Raw genomic sequence first — 18,437 nt, forward strand, 5'->3', positions numbered from 1 at the left:
ACAAATTGCGCAGCAATTTGTCCATTTGCTCGACCTGACCCCGACTTGCATTGTTGAGTTGCCATATGACAACGCGCGGTACGGGGCGATAGCTGTGGCGGCTTTATTGCTTTATACTTCGTTTGCGCCTTACACCCGCGCAACGTTTCCTACTGGCCAAACCCTCGCCTGGCATTCTCCTCTTCGGGAGATCGTCGTGCGCCGCATTCCTAAACTCCAGACTTTCAAGTTCAAGATTTCAGCCCTGCTGGTGCTGATGGTCATGCTCGCCACCGTTTTGGTCGGCGGTGCTTCTCTGCTGGTCGCAGAACATGAAATGCGCAAGGTCATTGCTGCGCAGGAAATGTCGATGCTGTCGAGCGCTGCGGCCTATCTTGACCGTGACCTCACTTCCAAGCAGCAAGTTTTGCGGGTGGTGGCCGAAAGTTTGCAGGCCGAGCCGGTCGCTGCGTCCAGGATCCAGGGCCAACTCGAATTGCGCGGCGCCTTGCGCGATGAGTTCTTCAACGTCACTGCTTATTCGGCGGACGGCAAGCTGGTCGCCAACCTGCAAGACCGCCGCCTGATCGGTAAGCTCAACAGTAAGAACCGCCAGTATTTCCGCGACACCCTGGCGGCGCAGGAGGGCATCGTGTCTGCCCCTTTCCGCAGCGTACTGTCGGGCCGCCCTGTGGTGGCGATCACCCAGCCGGTTCTGGGGCGCGACGGCAGTATCGATTACATTTTGGTCGGCACCATCGACTTGCAGCGGCCTGCGTTTGCCGGGCAACTGAACGCCTTGCGCGGCCATGCCGAAGGCTACCTGTTCATCGTCACCGCCGATGGCACAACGTTGTACCACCCGGACGCCAGCCGCGTACTGACCCAATCCAACCTTCCCGGCACCCTGGCGCATTCCGTGCTGTCCGAACCCGATGGCTGGCGCGATGACGCAGTCGACAATGGCGAGCCCGCGCTGCTGGCCCACAAGCGCCTGCAAAAGGCCGATTGGACGCTGGCCGTGTCCTTCCCAATCCGCGATGCCTTCGCGACCATGACCAAGCTGCGCTGGAGCGCCTTGGCCGCGGCTTCGCTGGTGGCACTGGTGGCCGGTGGCCTGGCCTGGCTGCTGATGCGCGCCCTCCTCGCTCCGCTCTACCGCCTGTATGGCCAGGTGCGTGCTTTCGGCCGGGATGAAATGGAGATCGAATTGTTCAACACCAGCAATCCCGATGAATTCGGCCACCTGAGCCGCGCCTTCTACCAGGTGGCGCGCCAGCAGCAGATGGCGGAGCGCAACCTGCAGCGCCTGGCCACCACCGATGCGCTGACGGGAGCCCACAACCGCCGCATGTTCGATGAATTCTTCCCGCAGGCTTTGAAGCGCGCCATCCGCGCCGGCCAGCAGATTGGCCTGGCGGTGCTGGACATCGACTACTTCAAAGGCATCAACGATAACTTCGGCCACCAGGCCGGCGACGCTGTGCTGGTGCAGTTTGCCGACCGCCTGCGCAATGCCGTGCGCAGCACCGATACCGTGGCGCGCATCGCGGGCGATGAATTCGTGATCGTGTTCGAGCACCTTGAAGCGGGCCAGGACATCAACCTGCTCGGCGAGAAAATCGTGGCCGCGATGCAGGCGCCATTCGAGGTGAATGGCCGTCCGCTGAACGTGACCGCCAGCATCGGCATCGCGCTCACCACCGAGCTGCCTGCCGATGTCGACAAGGTGATGCTGGCAGCCGACCAGGCGCTCTACTGCGTGAAGGCAGCCGGCCGCAACGGCTTTGCGGTGAATACCGTCGGTGCGGAGCGCATGCTGGCCGTGCGCGACTTCGCGCCATCCAAGCTGGAGAAGGAAAAGAAGACCTGGCCTTCCAGCCGCTTCTGATCAGTGAGGGGCCGGGATCGCCACGCGGGGCGCGCACCTCTTAAGCCGCGACAGCCTTGCGCGAATGCTTGACGCGGTACATGGCCTGGTCGGCCAGTTCGATCAATTGGTCCATGTCCTGACCATCGTCAGGGCTGATGGCGTAGCCGATGCTGGCGCCCAGCCGCAGTGCGCGGCCTTCGAATTCAAACGGTGCGCTGATGGCGTTGGTGATGCCGTTGCACTTGGTGCCGACCACTTCGCGGTCGCGCACTCCGCACAGGATGACGCCGAATTCATCGCCGCCCAGGCGGGCCGCAAGATCGTCCTGGCGCAGCTCGCGCGCGATACGTTCGGCTACCTGGCAGATGGCGGCATCGCCGGCACGGTGGCCGAGGTTGTCGTTGATCGCTTTCAGGCCATCCATGTCGATGTTGACCACAGCGATGCTGCTGGCTGCCCGGCAGGAGCGCGCCAACTGCTGGCGCAGGCGGTCGTAGAACAAGGCGCGGTTGGCCAGGCGGGTCAAAGCGTCATGGGTGGCGCGGTAATACAGGTCGCTCGATTCGTATTGCACGGCGTGGTAGATGGCGGCGCCGATCAGCTCCGACAGCAGGCCGAGGATCTGCGCGTGATAGGCGTCAAAGGCGTTGGTGTGCGGGGCGCCGACTTTCAGTACGCCGACAGTCTCCCCTTCGTGGCGCAGCGGCACCACCAGCATCGAGCGCAAGCCGACTTTGCGGCAGGCTTCGCGATCGACGCGCGGATCGGTTTCGGAATCGTCGCATTGAAGGATCTGGTCCTCGGCCACGCACAGGCCGGACAGGCTGCCGTCCCGTTTCAAGCGCAGGCCAAGCGCGCTTTCGGCCACGCCGGCGGCGGCGCGGTAGACCATCTCGCTGCCTTCGGCCAGTTCCACCACGGCTGCAGTAGCGCCGCACAGGGCGCCGGCACGCTGGCAGACCAGCTGCATGACACCGCCCAGGTCCAAGCCCTGACGAGCGATATCGGTTTGCAGCTTGATAATCTCCAGCAATACTGCTGGGTTAAGGTTCAGTGCATTCATGGTGCCGCTGTCGCAAAATCTCACACATTCTCACAGCTTTCAGTGTGGACCATTTGTGACCGTTTAGCAACTTTTTTAGCTTGTTTGATGCTAGCTTGACGATGCATTGTGCGCCTGCCCAGCCACAACAGCAGGCCGGTGATCATGAAGGCCAGCGGCGCCAGGCCGCTGAAGGAAACCAGCACCCGGCCCGCCAGCCCAAACGCTTCGCCGGTATGCAGCGGGAACTGCCAGTTAAAGAAGGTGTCGCCCGCCGCAGCCTTGAGCGGATCGCGCACGCGCAGCACGGCGCCGCTGAAGGCATCGACGCTCACGCGCGTCAGACCGTCGCCTTCGCGGATTTCGCCCGGCTGGCGCATGCGGATCTCGTACGGCGCCTTCGCCGAGCCGATGGCAACCCGTGTCAGCCGGCCTTGCGGGACTTGCTGCTGGGCGGCTTCCAGCGCGGCCGCTACGCTGACCGGCTTGCGTCCTTCAGCGGGGCCGTTGGCCAGCTTGCCGTTCGGCTCCATCGTCGCCACAGCGCCTACCGCCGGACGCACCCAGTCCGGCAGGTTCATCGCCATGCCGGTAAAGCCAAGTACCGCCAGCAAGGGCGTCATGAAGAAGCCGGCCGTGCGGTGGAAGCTGTATTGAAACTGGCGCGAGCTGACGGCGCCGCGCACGGTGAGCGCCTTGCGCAGGCCTGACAGCGTATGTTTGGGCCACCACAGCACGAGGCCAAGCAGCGAAGTCAGCGTCAGCAACAGGCCGCTGATGCCGGTCACAGTCTTGCCGACTTCGCCGGCAAACAGGTAGCGGTGCACATGGAACAAGGATGACATGATCAGCTCGCGCGACAGGCCGAATTCGCCGTAGTTGCGCTCACCGAGGATGGCCAGGGTATAGCGGTCCAGCATGACCTGGCGCGCCACGTCGGTATCGAAACTACCCTTTTCCTTGTTTGGCTTGCGGTACCAGGCGACGTACACGTCGTCGGCCTCATACGGCAGCATCAACTGTGTCGGCTTGCCGTAACCCGGCTCGGCGAGCAGGCGCTCATAGGCGGCCTGAACCTGGGCCGGTGTCGGCGCCACGTCGGGCGCGCCGCGTACCACGTGCGAATGCAGCAGCCCTGGATTCAGCGCCCCATCCAGTTCATGCGTCCACGCAATAGCCACGCCGGTCAGGCCGGCAACGACAAAGATCGCCCCGAAGACAAGGGACACGTACAAGTGAATATCGCGCAGCCGCGCACGCAGCAAACCAGTCAGCATTTCTTTTGCATCACAAATAAATTGTTTGAAATTATAAATGAGAATGATTATCATTGCCATTCCGTTTTTTTGTACCTTACCGTTTAGGAGTTAATGCATGACCACGCTGAATCCTCTCTCCCGCGCCGTAGCACTGGCCTGCCTCGCCCTTTCCACCGAGGCGGCAATGGCGCAAAGCCAGGAGGAGCCGATGAAGGAAGTCGTGGTTACCGCAACCCGCAACAGCAAGAGCGTGGACAAGATCCCCGGCGCCGTCAGCGTGATTTCGCAGAAGGAGCTCGAGGCCCAGTACCTGCTGGCGGATGATCCGAGCGCCGCCCTGGCAACCTACATCCCCGGCTACGCGCCAAGCCGCCAGAAAATGAGCTCCACCGGCGAATCCCTGCGCGGCCGCAATACCCTGATCCTGCTGGACGGCGTCCCGCAAACGAATCCCCTGCGCGGCGGCATGCGCGAAGGCTATGTGGCCGATACCGCCATCATCGAACGCGTGGAAGTGATCAACGGCGCCTCCGCCATGCAGGGCATGGGCGCCACCGGCGGCATCGTCAACTACATCACCAGGTCGCCTAAAACCGAAGGCACCACTCAGTCCATCAACGTGCGCCTGTCGTCCCAGCTGCGCCACGACAGCCTGGACTGGAAAACCGGCTACACGCTGCAACACAAGTCCGGCGGCTTCGACCTGCTGGCCTTTGGCAGCATCCAGCAGCGCGGCCTGGGCTACGACGGCCAGGGCCGCCCGCTCGGCATCGAGGCGGTGCAAGGCGACACCATGGATTCCCAGGGCACGGACCTGTTCTTCAAGATCGGCAAGAACTTCGGCGACCAGCGCCTGCAGCTGACGATCAATCGCTTCCGCATGGAAGGCGATGGAGACTACAAGCCGGTCAACGCCGACTTCACGAAAGGCATCCCGACCAGCTCCACGCCAGGCACGCCGCCTGGCGCGCCGCCGCGCAACAAGGTCGAAACCAGCAGCCTGGAATACCGCCACAATGACCTGCTGGGCGGCAGCTTCAACGCGCAAATCTTCAAGCAGGACTTCGCCTCGCTGTACGGCGCGACCAACACCTCGACCTTCCAGGATGTGGCGATTGCGCCGAAAGGCACGCTGTACGACCAGTCCGAAGTGGTGGCCGACAAATACGGCGCCAAGCTGACCTTCGTGCGCCCGAACACCGTGATCAACGGCCTGGAATTCACCGCCGGCCTGGATTACCTGCGCGACCGCACCAAGCAATGGCTGGCCGGCACCGGCCGCACCTGGGTGCCGACGCTGGACTTCACTTCGCTGGCGCCCTTTACCCAGCTTGAATACGAACTCGGCCCGCTGACCATCCGCGGCGGCATCCGCCATGAAGATGCAAAGCTGGACGTCGATTCCTACACCACCCTCGCCGCCTACGGCAGCCGCCTGGTGCAAGGCGGCCAGCGTTCGTTCACCAAGAACGTGAAGAATATCGGCGCCGTCTGGCGCTTTAACAAGAACTGGTCGGCCTTCGTTGCCAGCGCCGAAGGTTTTGGTTTGCCGGACGTCGGCCTGGTGCTGCGCGCCGTGAACAAGCCAGGCCAGTCGGTCGAAAAGCTGTTCGACATGGAGCCGGTCATCACCCGCAACAACGAGATCGGCGTGAACTGGCGCGGCGCCATGGGCAGCCTTGGCGCATCGTTCTACGATTCGCGCTCCAAGCTCGGCACCGCGCTGCGCGTGAATTCCGCCGGCATCGGCCAGCTCGATCGCGTGCCGACCACCGTGCGAGGCTGGGAAGTTTCAGGCGAGCTGCGCGCGTCGAAAGAACTGTCGGCCTTCGGCTCCTTCGCCCGCACCATGGGCAAGACCGCCACCGCAGCCGGCGCGCCAATGGACGTGGAACTGGGCGCGCGCTCGCAAGGCCCTGGCAAGCTGGTGGCAGGCGCCAACTGGCAGTTCATGCCGAAGGCGAACCTGCGACTGCAATCGACCACCCTGTTCGACCGCGACATCAATATCGGCCGAACCGTCGGCACCACCAATCTCGAAGAGCACTTCAACGGCTACACCCTGGTGGACCTGGCGGCCAGCTATGACTCCCCATGGGGCAAGATTGGCGTAGGCATCGAGAACCTGGCCGACCGCTACTACGTCGGCTACTACCCGCAGTCGGTCAGCTACAAGGACGCGACCGCGAACTTTGCGGGCCGCGGCCGCACCCTGTCGGTCAGCCTGACCCGTAGCTTCTAAGCGACCCCGCGCGGCGCTCGTGGGCGTTCATTGCTGTCGCCCACAGCACCACCGCACAGGTGGCGGTCAGTCCGGAGACCAGGAAGATCAGGCGGAAATCCTTGCCGCTCCAGTTCAGGACGAGCCCAGTGCCAGCCGCCAGGAACATTGCCAGGATGGCTGTCACCGAAGCGGAGAATGCCGCCAGTTCCGAGAAGCGCTCGCGCGGCAGCACCAATGGCAACAAGGAGGCCGTGCCGGTCAGGAAAACGCCTGCCAGCACACCGTGCACCACCAGCCAGAAAAGATAGGACTCGCGGCTGCTGACAAACATCCAGGCCAGCAACATGCCGATCGCATACAGGGCCAGGGTGACGAGCCCGATGCGCATTGGGTGCACCCGGTCCGCCAGCCACCCCAGCGGCCATGCCAGCAAGATCGAAATGCAATAAGTGAGCGCGATGGCCTGGCCGTAGCTGCCACGGTCCACATTGAATTGCCCCATCGCGTTATAGCCGTTGATGTTCACCGGCAGCACGCAGATCACCGCCATCCCCACGGCAGCAAACAACAGGATGAAAAACCAGGGAGCCCCCTCACGCTCGGCGCGCAGGCGCCCCAGCAGGCTGCGGCGTTCGGCCGATGGCGGCGGGTAGGAAGGCTCGCGCACGCCAGCGCAAAGCAGCAGGAACCCCGCCACGAAGATCGCCGCAATCACCAGCATCGCCTTGCTTGCCACCGCAGGCACGTCGTTGCGGAAGACGATGAAGAAGAAGGCCGCGCCCGCAGCCAGGCTGACAATGCGGAAGAAGGCAAAGAAACGCCCCAGTACCTCACGCGGCACCGTGTCGTTGACCAGCGCGATAAACAGCGCGTTGATCACGATGGAGAACAGGTCGAACAACACCCATAGCACGCCCATGCAGGCAATCACGTACTGGTCGTGCTGCGCCGGGTCGGCGCCGCTTGCGCGCCACAGATAGTTCGCCAGCGGCTGGCTCATGGCGAGCAAGACCAGGCTGCCTGTCAACAGCGGCGTAAGCGCCAGCAAGAATGGAATGCGCCGGCCAAACCGCGTGCGTGTGCGGTCGCTCCAGGCGCCCAACGCCGGTGCGGCAAACAAGGCAATCATGGCCGGAATGACGCCGAACAGGATGTTCAGAAGAAGAGGATCGCGGCTGTACTCGCGCAACTGCGCTTTCACCAGCTCCTGCACAGCACGTTCCTTGAGCGCCCAGGCCAGGTCGCCCACCAGGAGGAAGCAATACAAGGGCAAAAGGCTCAGCAGCCCAACGCCTACCAGCAGCGCGGCATTGTTGACCGGCGAGAGTGACGGCTTCGACATGGGCTAGCTCGTTGCGTTTTCGCAAATTGTGATTATTCGAGAGAATTTCCATTCTAACCGAGAGGAAAATTCTCACCGCCGGAACTCTTCGGCCACGCCCCGGTCTAACGCAATTTAGCCATGGGAGGATGATATGTTCAACATCGCCGAAGCCATCGTCAACATTTTCGAGACGGGCAGCGCACTGGGAGACTACAGCGCCGTCACCCTGATCCCGCAAGACAGCGGGCACCTGACCTACGGCCGCAGCCAGGCCACCCTGGGCTCGGGCCGGCTCTTTCAGCTGCTCGACGAATACTGCCAGAAACCCGGCGCCACTTTCATCAAGCAGCTCAGGCCCTACCTGCCCCGCCTTGAGGCGCGCGACATCGCGCTCGATGCCGACATCCGGCTGAAAAACCTGCTGCGGGCCAGCGCGGACAATCCTCTCATGCGCCGCACGCAGGATGAATTCTTCGACCACCACTATTGGCAGCCGGCCGCCGGCGAAGCGGCAAAAAACGGCATCCGCAGCCCGCTCGGCGTCGCCACGGTGTATGACAGTGCCGTGCACGGTTCCTGGCAGGCGATGCGCGACCGCACCAATAGCGAACGCGGAACACTGGCCGCCCTCGGCGAGCATGGGTGGATCAAAGCCTACCTGGAGACCCGCCGGACCTGGCTGGCCAACAACGCGCGCCCCGACATCCGGATGACAGTCTACCGGATGGATGCCCTGCTGGAGCTGGTCAGCCACGAAGCCTGGCAACTGGACATGCCTCTGGTGGTGCGCGGCGTCGAGATTTCAACCGCCACGCTGGCGGGCGATCCGCCAGGCTGCTTTAGCGGGCCTGAAGCAGGCAGCCGCGATTTATCCGTCACGACGCCCCTGTTGCGCGGCGCCGACGTCCGCTTGCTTCAGCTGGAAATAGGCACGCCCACGCTCCCGCTTACGGCCGACGGCATTTACGGCCCGGGTACGACCAACACCTTGCGCATGCACCAGAAACTGAAAGGCCTGCCGCAAACCGGCATCGCAAGCCGCAGCTTCCTGCGCGAACTGGCGCTTTCACTTGAAACGCAAAATTAAAGCAAAAGATGATCTAGATTATAGAAGTGACAAAAGGCACACTACACGTAAGGAGGCCGGTGCTACCATCATTTAACTTCCAATAGGGGATTCAATGGGATTGTCCTGCCACCAGCTTACATGCCGCCGCGGCCGCAGTACTTTGTTCGCGGGCGTCAGCTTTGCACTGCAGGCTGGCGAGGCGCTCTGGATCCAGGGCCGCAACGGCAGCGGCAAGACAACCCTCCTGCGGTCCCTGTGCGGCCTGGCCCTGCCCGACCGCGGCGCCGTGCACTGGGAAGGCAAACCTATTCTCGCAACGCGCGCCCACTACCACGCACACCTGCTGCACATCGGCCACGCCGACGGCTTGAAGCAGGACTTGCTGGCCTGGGAAAACCTGGCGCTGGGCGGCCTGTCCGGCACGCATAGCAGCCGCGAAAATGCCGAACACGCGCTTGCCGTATTTGGACTGAAGGCCGAGGCGCAGCGCCCGGTGCGCCTGCTTTCGCAAGGCCAGCGCAAACGCGTGGCCCTGGCGCGCATGCTGCTGGAGCCTGCGCGCCCGCTCTGGATCCTCGATGAACCCCTGGCAGCGCTGGACCAGGCCACGTCGGCGCAAGTCGGCGGCATCCTTCAAGCGCATTGCGCGCGCGGCGGCATGCTGGTCCTGACCACGCACCAGGACCCGTCCCTCCCTGGCGCGCGCCAATTGCAACTGGGCGCCGCATGCTGAAGGCGGCACGCCAACTGGTACAGCGCGACCTGCTGCTGGCCCTGCGCCGGCGCAGCGACGCCTTGCTGCCGCTGGCCTTCTTCCTGGTAACCACCACCCTGTTCCCGCTGGCGATCGGACCGGATTCGAAGCTGCTGCGCAGCGTCGCGCCCGGCATTGTTTGGGTGGCGGCCTTGCTGGCGTCCCTGCTTGGCCTGCAACGCCTGTTCGCCGACGACCATGCAGACGGCTCGCTTGAACAGATGCTGCTGGCGCCGCAGCCCCTCGAAATCCTGGTGCTGGCCAAAGTCCTGGCGCACTGGCTCACCTCCGGCCTGCCCTTGCTCTTGCTGGCGCCCCTGGTGGCCTTGCAGTATGGGCTCAATGCGCAGGCGTTGGGCGTTTTGTGGTTCGGCCTCCTGCTCGGGACGCCGGTTCTTAGCCTGCTAGGCAGCATTGGCGCCGCGCTTGCGCTGGGCGCCCGTGGCGGCAGCGTACTTGTTGCACTGATTTTGATGCCCCTGTATATTCCCTTATTAATTCTTGGTAGCTCCTCCGTTGTAGCCGCCGGTGATGGTACCGGCAGTGCGCCCCACCTGATGTTGCTGGGCGCCCTGCTGGCTGGATCGCTGGCTGCCGCACCCTGGGCTACCGCCGCGGCCCTGCGGATCGCGCACGAGTAGGACGGAGTTCAGCATATGGATCAACCGTATTATTCAGTCAGCAGCGGCACGCGCCGCCTCACGCTTTTCACCTTTGCGTCCCCGCGCAATTTCTACTATCTCGCAGGGCGGCTGATCCCCTGGTTTACCGCGCTCGGAGTCCTGACCGGTCTGGCCGGGTTGGCCATCGGACTGCTGGTCGCGCCAACTGACTTCCAGCAAGGCGACGCCTACCGTGTCATCTTTGTGCACGTGCCGGCGGCGTGGATGTCCATGCTGGTCTACATCGCCATGGCAGGATGGGCCGCGGTCGGCCTGGCCTGGCGCACCGGGGTTTCGTCCATCATGGCCAGCGCACTGGCGCCGACCGGCGCCCTGTTCACTTTCCTCGCGCTGTGGACCGGCGCCCTGTGGGGCAAGCCGACCTGGGGCGCCTGGTGGGTGTGGGATGCGCGCCTGACCTCGGAGCTGATCCTGCTCTTCCTCTATCTCGGCTACATGGGATTGCACGCCTCGTTCGCCGACCCGCGCCGCGCAGACCGCGCCGCCGCGGTGCTGGCCCTGGTCGGCGCCGTCAACATCCCGATCATCTACTTCTCGGTCTATTGGTGGAACACCCTGCACCAGGGTCCTTCCATCACTCTGGGCAATGCGCCCCGCATGGCGCCTGAGATGCTGGCGGCCATGCTCCTGATGGTGGCGGCATTCTGGTGCTACGGCATCGCAGTGGCGCTTCGGCGCGCACGCTGCATCGTGCTGGAACGGCACGGCAGCGCCGCGTGGCTGCGCCGGAGGATCAAATGAACTGGCATAGCGTGCAGGACTTTTTGGCCATGGGCGGCTACGGCGCCTATGTATGGGGCTCCTTCAGCGTGGTGTGCGCGCTGATGGCGCTGGAAGTGTGGACCCTGGCCCGGCGCGAGCGGCGGGCGCAGGCCGCCCTTGCCCATCAACATATCGACGGTGCAGCATGAAGCCGCGCCACCAACGCCTCGCGCTGATCGGCGCCAGCCTTGCCGCCTGCGGCATCGCAGCGACGCTGGTACTGTCAGCCTTCCGCGACAACATGGTCTTCTTCTTCACGCCCTCGCAAGTGGCGGCGGGCGCCGCGCCACAAAACGGCATCTTCCGCATCGGCGGCCTGGTTGAACAAGGCAGCTTGCGGCGGCTGGAAGACGGACTGACGGTCAGCTTCGTCATCACCGACAATGTGCAGAAAGTGCCGGTGCATTACCAGGGTACCCTGCCCGACCTGTTTAAGGAAGGCAAAGGCGCTGTGGCGCAAGGCCGCCTTGGCCATGGCGCGCTGTTCCTGGCGCAGGAAGTGCTGGCCAAGCACGACGAAAACTATATGCCGAAGGAAGCGGCGCATGCACTGGAACAGGGCCGCGCCCCAGCCTCGCTGAAAGGCATGCCATGATCGGAGAAGCAGGCAACTTCGCACTGATCCTTGCCCTGCTGCTGGCCGCCGTGCAGGCTTTCCTGCCGCTTGCAGGCGCCCAGCGCGGCGACGTGCGCTGGATGGCGCTGGCGCGGCCCGCCGCTACCGGCCAGTTCATCTTCAGCAGCGTGGCTTTCGGCTGCCTGTTCTATGCCCTGTACAACAACGACTTCACACTGCGCTATGTGGCGCAGCACTCCAACTCCCTGTTGCCTTGGCAGTACCGCCTGAGCGCCGCGTGGGGCGGGCATGAAGGTTCGCTCCTGCTGTGGACCTGGCTGCTGTCGGCATGGACCTTCGCCGCAGCCAGCCTGTCGCGGGAACTGCCGCGCGAAGTGCATGCGCGCCTGGTCGGCGTGCTGGGACTGGTGGCGGTCGGCTTCCTCTTGTTCCTGCTGCTCACCTCCAATCCCTTCATGCGCTTGCTGCCTGCCGCGCCGGATGGCAACGACCTGAATCCCCTGCTGCAGGATGCCGGCATGATCGCCCACCCGCCCTTGCTGTATATGGGCTACGTCGGCTTCTCGGTGACCTTTGCCTTCGCCATCGCCGCCCTGCTGGGCGGGCAGCTCGATGCTTCGTGGGCGCGCTGGTCGCGGCCCTGGGCGCTGGCGGCGTGGAGTTTCCTGACGCTGGGCATCGCCATGGGCAGCTTCTGGGCGTATTACGAATTGGGCTGGGGCGGCTGGTGGTTCTGGGATGCGGTGGAAAACGCCTCCTTCATGCCCTGGCTGGTAGGCACGGCGCTGCTGCATTCACTGATCGTGACGGAAAAGCGCGGCACTTTCCGCAGCTGGACGGCGCTGCTGGCGATCCTGGCGTTTTCGCTGTCGCTGCTTGGCACCTTCCTGGTCCGTTCGGGCGTGCTGACGTCGGTGCACGCTTTCGCCACCGATCCACGGCGCGGCGCCTTCATTCTGGCCTACCTTGCCGCGGTGGTAGGCGGCTCGCTGTTGCTGTACGCCTGGCGCGCACCGCGCCTGCGCCAGCGCACGAAGTTCTCGCCGTTCTCGCGCGAGTCGCTGCTCCTGCTTCAGAACGTAGTGATGCTGGCGGCTACCGGCACCGTGCTGCTTGGCACGCTTTACCCGCTGGTGCTTGACGCTCTCGGCGCCGGCAAGATTTCCGTCGGCCCGCCCTACTTCGAGAAAGTCTTCGCGCCGATGATGCTGCCGGTACTCCTCCTGCTCGCCGCCGGCCCCTTCGCCGGTTGGCGCAACGGCACGCCGGCGCAACTGGCACGCCGCCTGCGCTGGCCGGCAGCCATCGCGCTCGGCGTCGGCGCCGGCGCCGCACTACTGGCGCGCAGCTCCCCCATGTCGACCCTTGGCTTGCTGCTGGCCGCTTGGATCCTGTTCGGCACGGCTTGGCAATTGCTCCAGCAGCGCGGCAAGCTGGCAAGACAGCCGCGTGCATGGTGGGGCATGCTGGCGGCGCACGCGGGACTCGGCGTGTTCGTGATCGGCGTCACCATGGTTAAGGGACATGAGCTGGTGCAGGACGTCGTGCTGGCGCCGGGCCAGCAGGCAGTACTGGGCGACTATGCCTTCACGCTGCAAAAGCTGGAAGATGCGCGCGGACCGAATTACACAGCGCTGCGCGCCAGCGTGGCCGTGTCCCGCCAGGGCCAGGCCGTGGCGCAGCTGCAGCCGGAACAGCGCCGCTACACCGTGGCGCAGGACACCATGACCGAAGCCGCCATCGAACGTAGCCTCCTGCGCGACCTGTACGTGTCTTTGGGCGACGCGACCGGCGATGGCCGCTGGCTGCTGCGCGTCCAGGTCAAGCCTTTCGTCGGATGGATATGGGGCGGCTGCCTGATGTTCGCCATCGGCGGCTTGCTGGCGGCTTCGGACCGCCGCTACCGCGCCGCACGCCAGCAACATTCCGCCAGGCCTGCCCTGGCGACAGCTGCCTTGCTACAGGAGGCTACTTGAAACGCTTTATCCTCCCGATTGGCCTGTTCGCGGTACTGCTGGCCTTCCTCGCCATCGGCTTGAAGCGCGATCCCCGCGAACTGCCTTCGCCGCTGATCGGCAAGCCGGTTCCGCAGTTCGCTGCGCAAATGCTGGACGATCCCGCCGGCACCGTATCGCCTGCCAGCATGAAAGGCAAAGTCTGGGTGCTGAACGTCTGGGCCTCCTGGTGCGAAGGTTGCCGTATTGAGCACAAAGACCTGATCGACCTGTCGCGCGCCGTTGATGCCCCGGTGATCGGTTTGAACTACAAGGACGAGCGCGGCGACGCCCTGCGCTGGCTGCAGGCAAACGGCAATCCCTACCGCCTGGTCGCCTTCGACCACGACGGCCGCATCGGCATCGACTTCGGCGTATACGGCGTACCGGAGACCTTCGTGATCGACCGGCAAGGCATTATCCGCATGAAGCAGATAGGCCCCTTGTCGGCGCCGGACGCACGCGAGCGCATCGCCCGCAAGGTAAAGGAGCTCGCCAATGGCTGATGCAGTCACCGCCACCGCATTGGATGCGCGCACCATGACCCTGGCAGGGGAACTGCGCTGCCTGGTGTGCCAGAACCAGAGCCTGGCCGATTCCCATGCGCCTCTTGCCCTGGACCTGCGCCAGCAAATCCACCAGCAGTTGGCCCAGGGCCGCAGCGAACAACAAGTGGTGGACTTCATGGTGCAGCGCTACGGCGACTTTGTCTTGTACGAACCGCCGCTGAACGCCAGCACCGCCCTGCTCTGGTTCGGACCCTTGCTGTTGCTCACCGCCGGCGTCATTGCGCTGCGCGGATTCTGGAAGGCCAAGCCATGAGCACCTTCATCGTCATCATCGCCCTCATGTCGGCACTTGCACTGGCCTGCGTCGTGCCGCCGCTGCTGCGCCGCACGGCTGCACCTGCGGCGCCCGCTGCTGGACCCGGCGCCGCCCCGCGCACACGGCCGCAAATGCACCTGGCGCTGGCCCTCACGCTGCTGCTACCCGCCGCAGCGGTCGGCATCTACCTCCAGGTCGGCCGCCCGGACACATTGACCATGCCGCCGGAGCTGCTGGCCGCAGCCGCCACGCCAGGCGACCATGGCCCTTCGGAGGAAGACATTCCCGCCATGGTCGAACGCCTTGCCGCGCGCCTGCGCACCCAGCCGGACGACATCGAAGGCTGGCACATGCTGGCGCGCTCGTACGGCGCCATGAACCGTTACGACGACGCGGCCAAGGCGTTCGGCCACCTCGCCGCGCTGCTGCCGCAGGATGCCGGCGTGCTGGCAGATTACGCCGATGCCCTCGCCACCGCGCAGGACGGCAGGCTGGCCGGCGAACCGGAGCGCCTGATTGAGCGGACCCTCGCCATAGACCCGCAGCAGCCCAAGGCGCTTGCGCTGTCAGGCAGCGCAGCGTTTGCACGCGGAGATTTCGCCCTCGCTGAAAAGCAATGGACGGCCGTGCTGCCGCTGGTACCCGAAGATTCCGAATTCGCGCGTTCCACCCAGGCCGGCATCGCCGAAGCCCGCGCGCGCCAGGGCCTGGCTGCCGCCCCTCGCCTGAGCGGAACGATCCGCCTGGCCCCCGGCGCCGCCGTTCCGGCGCCCGGCCAGACGCTGTTCATCTACGCCCGCGCGGCCGATGGTTCGCCGATGCCGCTGGCTGCAATCAAGCGCAAGGCCGGCGAACTGCCGCTGCAATTTGTCCTTGACGACAGCAATGCACTGCAGCCGGGAACTCGCCTGTCTGACGCCGGAAAAATGATTGTCGGCGCCAGGATTTCCGCCAGCGGCAGCGCAACACCGCAATCGGGAGAGCTGGAAGGACAGGCCGGCCCGGTCGCCGCCGGCGCCGACGGCCTGCTGATTGAGCTGTCCATTCGCTCCCCGGCAAAGAAGTAGCTTGTAAGGCAAGGCGCTTAATCTGCGCCAATTTTTAGACGCACCTATATCCGTAGAATGGTGATCAAATGGAAAACAAAGAACCAATCGCCGCCACCAAGGCGCAAGAGCTGAAGGTCTTCCTGTTCATGACTGTGGTCCTCGCCCCGATCCTCGCGGTCGGTACGGTCGCTGGCTACGGTTTCGTGGTCTGGATATTTCAAATGATTACCGGCCGCCTGCCGGGAGCATGACGATGGCCGCCGAAATACACATTGCCGGCATCATCGTCCACACCCGCCGCGACCATGCTACGGATGTACGCGCCCAACTGGCCCTCCTGCCCCGCTGCATCGTGCACGCCGTTGAAGAAGACGGCCGCATGGTGGTCACGCTGGAGGCGGAAAGCGCCCCCCGAACACTCGACGCGATGGACGCCATCCGGGCCCTGCCCGGCGTCCTGAATGTCGCCCTGGTTTATCAACACGCCGAACCCGCCACCGCAATGGACGAGGAATTACCATGACACAAACTCGCCGTGACTTCATCACCCGGACTGCCGCAATGACGGCAGCCGCCACCGCCGGCATCCAGCTGCCCGCCGCCGCCTCCAATGTCGTTACCGACGCCGCCAGGACCCAGCTCAAATGGAGCAAGGCGCCCTGCCGCTTCTGCGGCGTGGGTTGCGGCGTCAACGTCGGCGTGAAGGACGGACGCGTCGTCGCGACGCATGGCGACATCAACGCCGAGGTCAATCGCGGCGTCAATTGCGTCAAGGGCTACTTCCTGTCGAAGATCATGTACGGTGCAGACCGCCTGACCCAGCCCCTGATGCGCATGAAGAACGGAAAATACGCCAAGGACGGCGAATTCCAGCCCGTGAGCTGGAACGTCGCCTTCGACGAAATGGCCAAACAGTTCAAGAAAGTGCTGAACGAAAAAGGCCCTAATTCCGTCGGCATGTTCGGCTCCGGCCAATGGACGATCTGGGAAGGCTATGCCGCCGCCAAGCTGATGAAAGCCGGCTTCCGCACCAACAACCTGGACCCGAACGCGCGCCACTGCATGGCGTCCGCCGTGGCAGGCTTCATGCGCACTTTCGGCATGGACGAACCAATGGGCTGCTACGACGACATTGAAGCGGCCGACGCCTTCGTGCTGTGGGGTTCCAATATGGCGGAAATGCACCCCATCCTGTGGACACGCGTGACCGACCGCCGCCTGTCCAACCCGCATGTGAAGGTGGCCGTGCTGTCGACCTACGAGCACCGCAGCTTCGAGCTGGCCGACCAGCCTATCGTGTTCACGCCGCAGACTGACCTGGCGATCCTCAACTACATCGCCAACTACATCATCAAGAACAACCGCGTGAACAAGGATTTCATCACCAAGCACACGCGCTTCGTCGTGGGGAATACCAATATCGGCTACGGCCTGCGCCCCGATAATCCGCTGCAGAAAGCGGCCGCCAATGCCGGCGATGCGGGCGGCAGCAAGCCAAGTACGTTCGAAGAATTCGCAAAATTCGTCAGCGCTTACGATGTTGAATCAGTATCGAAGCTGAGCGGCGTACCGCGCGACCGCCTTGAGCGCCTGGCCGAACTTTACGCCGATCCGAAGACCAAGGTGATGTCCTTCTTCACCATGGGCTTTAACCAGCACACGCGCGGCAGCTGGTGCAGCAACCTGCTGTACAACATCCATCTGCTGACGGGAAAAATCTCCTCGCCCGGCAACAGTCCGTTCTCGCTGACCGGCCAGCCATCGGCCTGCGGCACGGCGCGCGAGGTAGGCACATTCTCGCACCGCCTGCCGGCCGATATGCTGGTGGCCAATCCCAAGCACCGCGAAATCGCCGAAAAGATCTGGAAGCTGCCGCCGGGGACAATCCCCGACAAGCCAGGCTTGCACGCCGTGGCGCAAAGCCGCGCCCTGAAGGACGGCAAGCTGAATGCCTACTGGGTTATGTGCAACAACAATATGCAGGCCGGCCCCAACGTGATGGGCGAGATCCTGCCCGGCTGGCGCAACCCTGAAGCCTTTGTCGTCGTATCCGATCCCTACCCGACCGCCAGCACCACGGCGGCCGACGTGATCCTGCCGACCGCCATGTGGGTCGAGAAGGAAGGCGCCTACGGCAACGCGGAACGCCGCACCCAGTTCTGGCACCAACTGGTGAGCGCACCGGGCGACGCCAAGTCCGACCTGTGGCAACTGATGGAATTCTCCAAGCGCTTCAAGATGGAAGAAGTGTGGCCCGCACCGCTGCTGGCCGCCATGCCGGCCTACAAGGGCAAGACGCTGTTCGACGTCCTGTACCGCAACGGCCAGGTGGACAAGTTCCCTGTTACGCAGATCGAAGCGGGCTACCAGAACGATGAAGCCAAGGCATTTGGCTTCTATTTACAGAAAGGCTTGTTCGAGGAATACGCCAGCTTTGGCCGCGGCCACGGCCACGACCTGGCGCCCTTCGACATGTACCACGAAGCGCGCGGCTTACGCTGGCCTGTGGTGGACGGCAAGGAAACGCGCTGGCGCTACCGCGAAGGCCTGGACCCATACGTCAAGAAAGGCGAGGACGTGCGCTTCTACGGCCACCCCGACGGTAAGGCCGTGATCTTCGCCCTGCCTTACGAAAAGCCGGCCGAATCGCCAGACAAGGAATATCCGTTCTGGCTATCCACCGGCCGCATGCTGGAGCACTGGCACACCGGCACCATGACGCGCCGCGTGCCGGAGCTGTACCGCGCGGTGCCGAACGCAGTCTGCTTCATGCACCCGGACGACGCCAAGGAACTGGGTGCACGGCGCGGCGACCTGATCGAAGTCAAGTCGCGCCGGGGCATGATACAGACGCGTGTCGAGACGCGGGGGCGCAACCGGCCGCCGCGCGGCCTGGTGTTCATCCCCTTCTTCGACGCCAGCCAGCTGGTGAACAAGGTGACGCTGGACGCCACCTGCCCAATCTCCCTGCAGACTGACTACAAGAAGTGCGCAGTCAGCATCCGCAAGGTCTAGGAGCCAAC

Annotated in this window: 18 protein-coding genes and 1 pseudogene; 16 read left to right on the top strand and 3 right to left on the bottom strand. The window is 64.1% G+C overall.

Annotated features, from left to right (window positions below):
* Positions 1 to 316: 316 nt before the first annotated feature.
* Together AC1RTP_RS16760 and AC1RTP_RS16765 are read left to right on the top strand one after the other, a co-directional pair.
* A pseudogene (locus tag AC1RTP_RS16760) lies at positions 317 to 1,021 on the top strand (cache domain-containing protein); the annotation flags it as partial.
* Positions 1,022 to 1,330: 309 nt separating this feature from the next.
* Positions 1,331 to 1,870 (top strand): GGDEF domain-containing protein, encoded by a 540-nt coding sequence (locus AC1RTP_RS16765; RefSeq protein ID WP_498609089.1) that lies wholly within the window; start codon positions 1,331 to 1,333, stop codon positions 1,868 to 1,870.
* A gap of 40 nt (positions 1,871 to 1,910) precedes the next feature.
* Here AC1RTP_RS16765 and AC1RTP_RS16770 read toward each other — a convergent pair whose 3' ends face one another.
* Entirely contained in the window at positions 1,911 to 2,915 is a 1,005-nt protein-coding gene (locus AC1RTP_RS16770; RefSeq protein WP_498608771.1) for a diguanylate cyclase domain-containing protein, read from the bottom strand.
* Positions 2,916 to 2,935: 20 nt separating this feature from the next.
* Complete coding sequence (locus AC1RTP_RS16775) at positions 2,936 to 4,171, bottom strand: PepSY-associated TM helix domain-containing protein (RefSeq protein WP_498608772.1); 1,236 nt, start codon at positions 4,169 to 4,171, stop codon at positions 2,936 to 2,938.
* A 97-nt stretch (positions 4,172 to 4,268) separates the two neighbouring features.
* Here AC1RTP_RS16775 and AC1RTP_RS16780 point away from each other — a divergent pair, with 97 nt between their 5' ends.
* Positions 4,269 to 6,395 carry a TonB-dependent receptor gene (locus AC1RTP_RS16780; protein WP_498608773.1) on the top strand — a complete coding sequence of 709 codons (2,127 nt, stop codon included), beginning with the start codon at positions 4,269 to 4,271 and terminating at the stop codon, positions 6,393 to 6,395.
* Here the strand turns inward: AC1RTP_RS16780 and AC1RTP_RS16785 are convergent.
* Complete coding sequence (locus AC1RTP_RS16785; protein WP_498608774.1) at positions 6,373 to 7,719, bottom strand: MFS transporter; 1,347 nt, start codon at positions 7,717 to 7,719, stop codon at positions 6,373 to 6,375. The genes AC1RTP_RS16780 and AC1RTP_RS16785 overlap by 23 nt on opposite strands.
* Before the next feature lie 133 nt (positions 7,720 to 7,852).
* Between AC1RTP_RS16785 and AC1RTP_RS16790 the strand changes: the two genes are divergently transcribed.
* The 13 genes from AC1RTP_RS16790 to napA all read left to right on the top strand — a co-directional run bounded on the left by AC1RTP_RS16790 (position 7,853) and on the right by napA (position 18,429).
* Positions 7,853 to 8,788 carry a chitosanase gene (locus AC1RTP_RS16790; RefSeq protein WP_498608775.1) on the top strand — a complete coding sequence of 312 codons (936 nt, stop codon included), beginning with the start codon at positions 7,853 to 7,855 and terminating at the stop codon, positions 8,786 to 8,788.
* A gap of 94 nt (positions 8,789 to 8,882) precedes the next feature.
* Positions 8,883 to 9,503, top strand: coding sequence for a cytochrome c biogenesis heme-transporting ATPase CcmA (ccmA, locus tag AC1RTP_RS16795; protein WP_498608776.1), 621 nt, complete (start codon positions 8,883 to 8,885; stop codon positions 9,501 to 9,503).
* Complete coding sequence (gene ccmB, locus AC1RTP_RS16800) at positions 9,497 to 10,165, top strand: heme exporter protein CcmB (RefSeq protein ID WP_498608777.1); 669 nt, start codon at positions 9,497 to 9,499, stop codon at positions 10,163 to 10,165. The genes ccmA and ccmB overlap by 7 nt, the downstream gene beginning before the upstream one ends.
* 15 nt (positions 10,166 to 10,180) lie before the next feature.
* Complete coding sequence (gene ccmC / locus AC1RTP_RS16805; RefSeq protein ID WP_498608778.1) at positions 10,181 to 10,948, top strand: heme ABC transporter permease CcmC; 768 nt, start codon at positions 10,181 to 10,183, stop codon at positions 10,946 to 10,948.
* On the top strand, positions 10,945 to 11,118 hold the full coding sequence (gene ccmD, locus AC1RTP_RS16810; protein ID WP_498608779.1) for a heme exporter protein CcmD: 174 nt from the start codon (positions 10,945 to 10,947) through the stop codon (positions 11,116 to 11,118). Before ccmC ends, ccmD begins: the two co-directional genes overlap by 4 nt.
* Positions 11,115 to 11,564: a cytochrome c maturation protein CcmE gene (gene ccmE, locus AC1RTP_RS16815; RefSeq protein ID WP_498608780.1), complete on the top strand. Its 450-nt coding sequence runs from the start codon at positions 11,115 to 11,117 to the stop codon at positions 11,562 to 11,564. Before ccmD ends, ccmE begins: the two co-directional genes overlap by 4 nt.
* The gene (locus AC1RTP_RS16820) at positions 11,561 to 13,522 is read left to right on the top strand and encodes a heme lyase CcmF/NrfE family subunit (protein WP_498608781.1); all 1,962 of its coding nucleotides are present in this window, start codon (positions 11,561 to 11,563) and stop codon (positions 13,520 to 13,522) included. The genes ccmE and AC1RTP_RS16820 overlap by 4 nt, the downstream gene beginning before the upstream one ends.
* Positions 13,519 to 14,046, top strand: coding sequence for a DsbE family thiol:disulfide interchange protein (locus AC1RTP_RS16825; RefSeq protein WP_498608782.1), 528 nt, complete (start codon positions 13,519 to 13,521; stop codon positions 14,044 to 14,046). Before AC1RTP_RS16820 ends, AC1RTP_RS16825 begins: the two co-directional genes overlap by 4 nt.
* The gene (locus AC1RTP_RS16830) at positions 14,039 to 14,362 is read left to right on the top strand and encodes a cytochrome c-type biogenesis protein (protein WP_498608783.1); all 324 of its coding nucleotides are present in this window, start codon (positions 14,039 to 14,041) and stop codon (positions 14,360 to 14,362) included. The genes AC1RTP_RS16825 and AC1RTP_RS16830 overlap by 8 nt, the downstream gene beginning before the upstream one ends.
* On the top strand, positions 14,359 to 15,432 hold the full coding sequence (locus tag AC1RTP_RS16835) for a tetratricopeptide repeat protein (RefSeq protein WP_498608784.1): 1,074 nt from the start codon (positions 14,359 to 14,361) through the stop codon (positions 15,430 to 15,432). The genes AC1RTP_RS16830 and AC1RTP_RS16835 overlap by 4 nt, the downstream gene beginning before the upstream one ends.
* Positions 15,433 to 15,500: 68 nt before the next feature.
* On the top strand, positions 15,501 to 15,665 hold the full coding sequence (locus AC1RTP_RS16840) for a periplasmic nitrate reductase, NapE protein (RefSeq protein WP_498608785.1): 165 nt from the start codon (positions 15,501 to 15,503) through the stop codon (positions 15,663 to 15,665).
* Complete coding sequence (locus tag AC1RTP_RS16845) at positions 15,662 to 15,937, top strand: chaperone NapD (protein ID WP_498608786.1); 276 nt, start codon at positions 15,662 to 15,664, stop codon at positions 15,935 to 15,937. The genes AC1RTP_RS16840 and AC1RTP_RS16845 overlap by 4 nt, the downstream gene beginning before the upstream one ends.
* Entirely contained in the window at positions 15,934 to 18,429 is a 2,496-nt protein-coding gene (gene napA / locus AC1RTP_RS16850; RefSeq protein ID WP_498608787.1) for a periplasmic nitrate reductase subunit alpha, read from the top strand. Before AC1RTP_RS16845 ends, napA begins: the two co-directional genes overlap by 4 nt.
* The last annotated feature ends 8 nt before the right edge of the window (positions 18,430 to 18,437 follow it).

The sequence above is a fragment of the Pseudoduganella sp. GW821-FHT11H04 genome, from assembly GCF_058807935.1.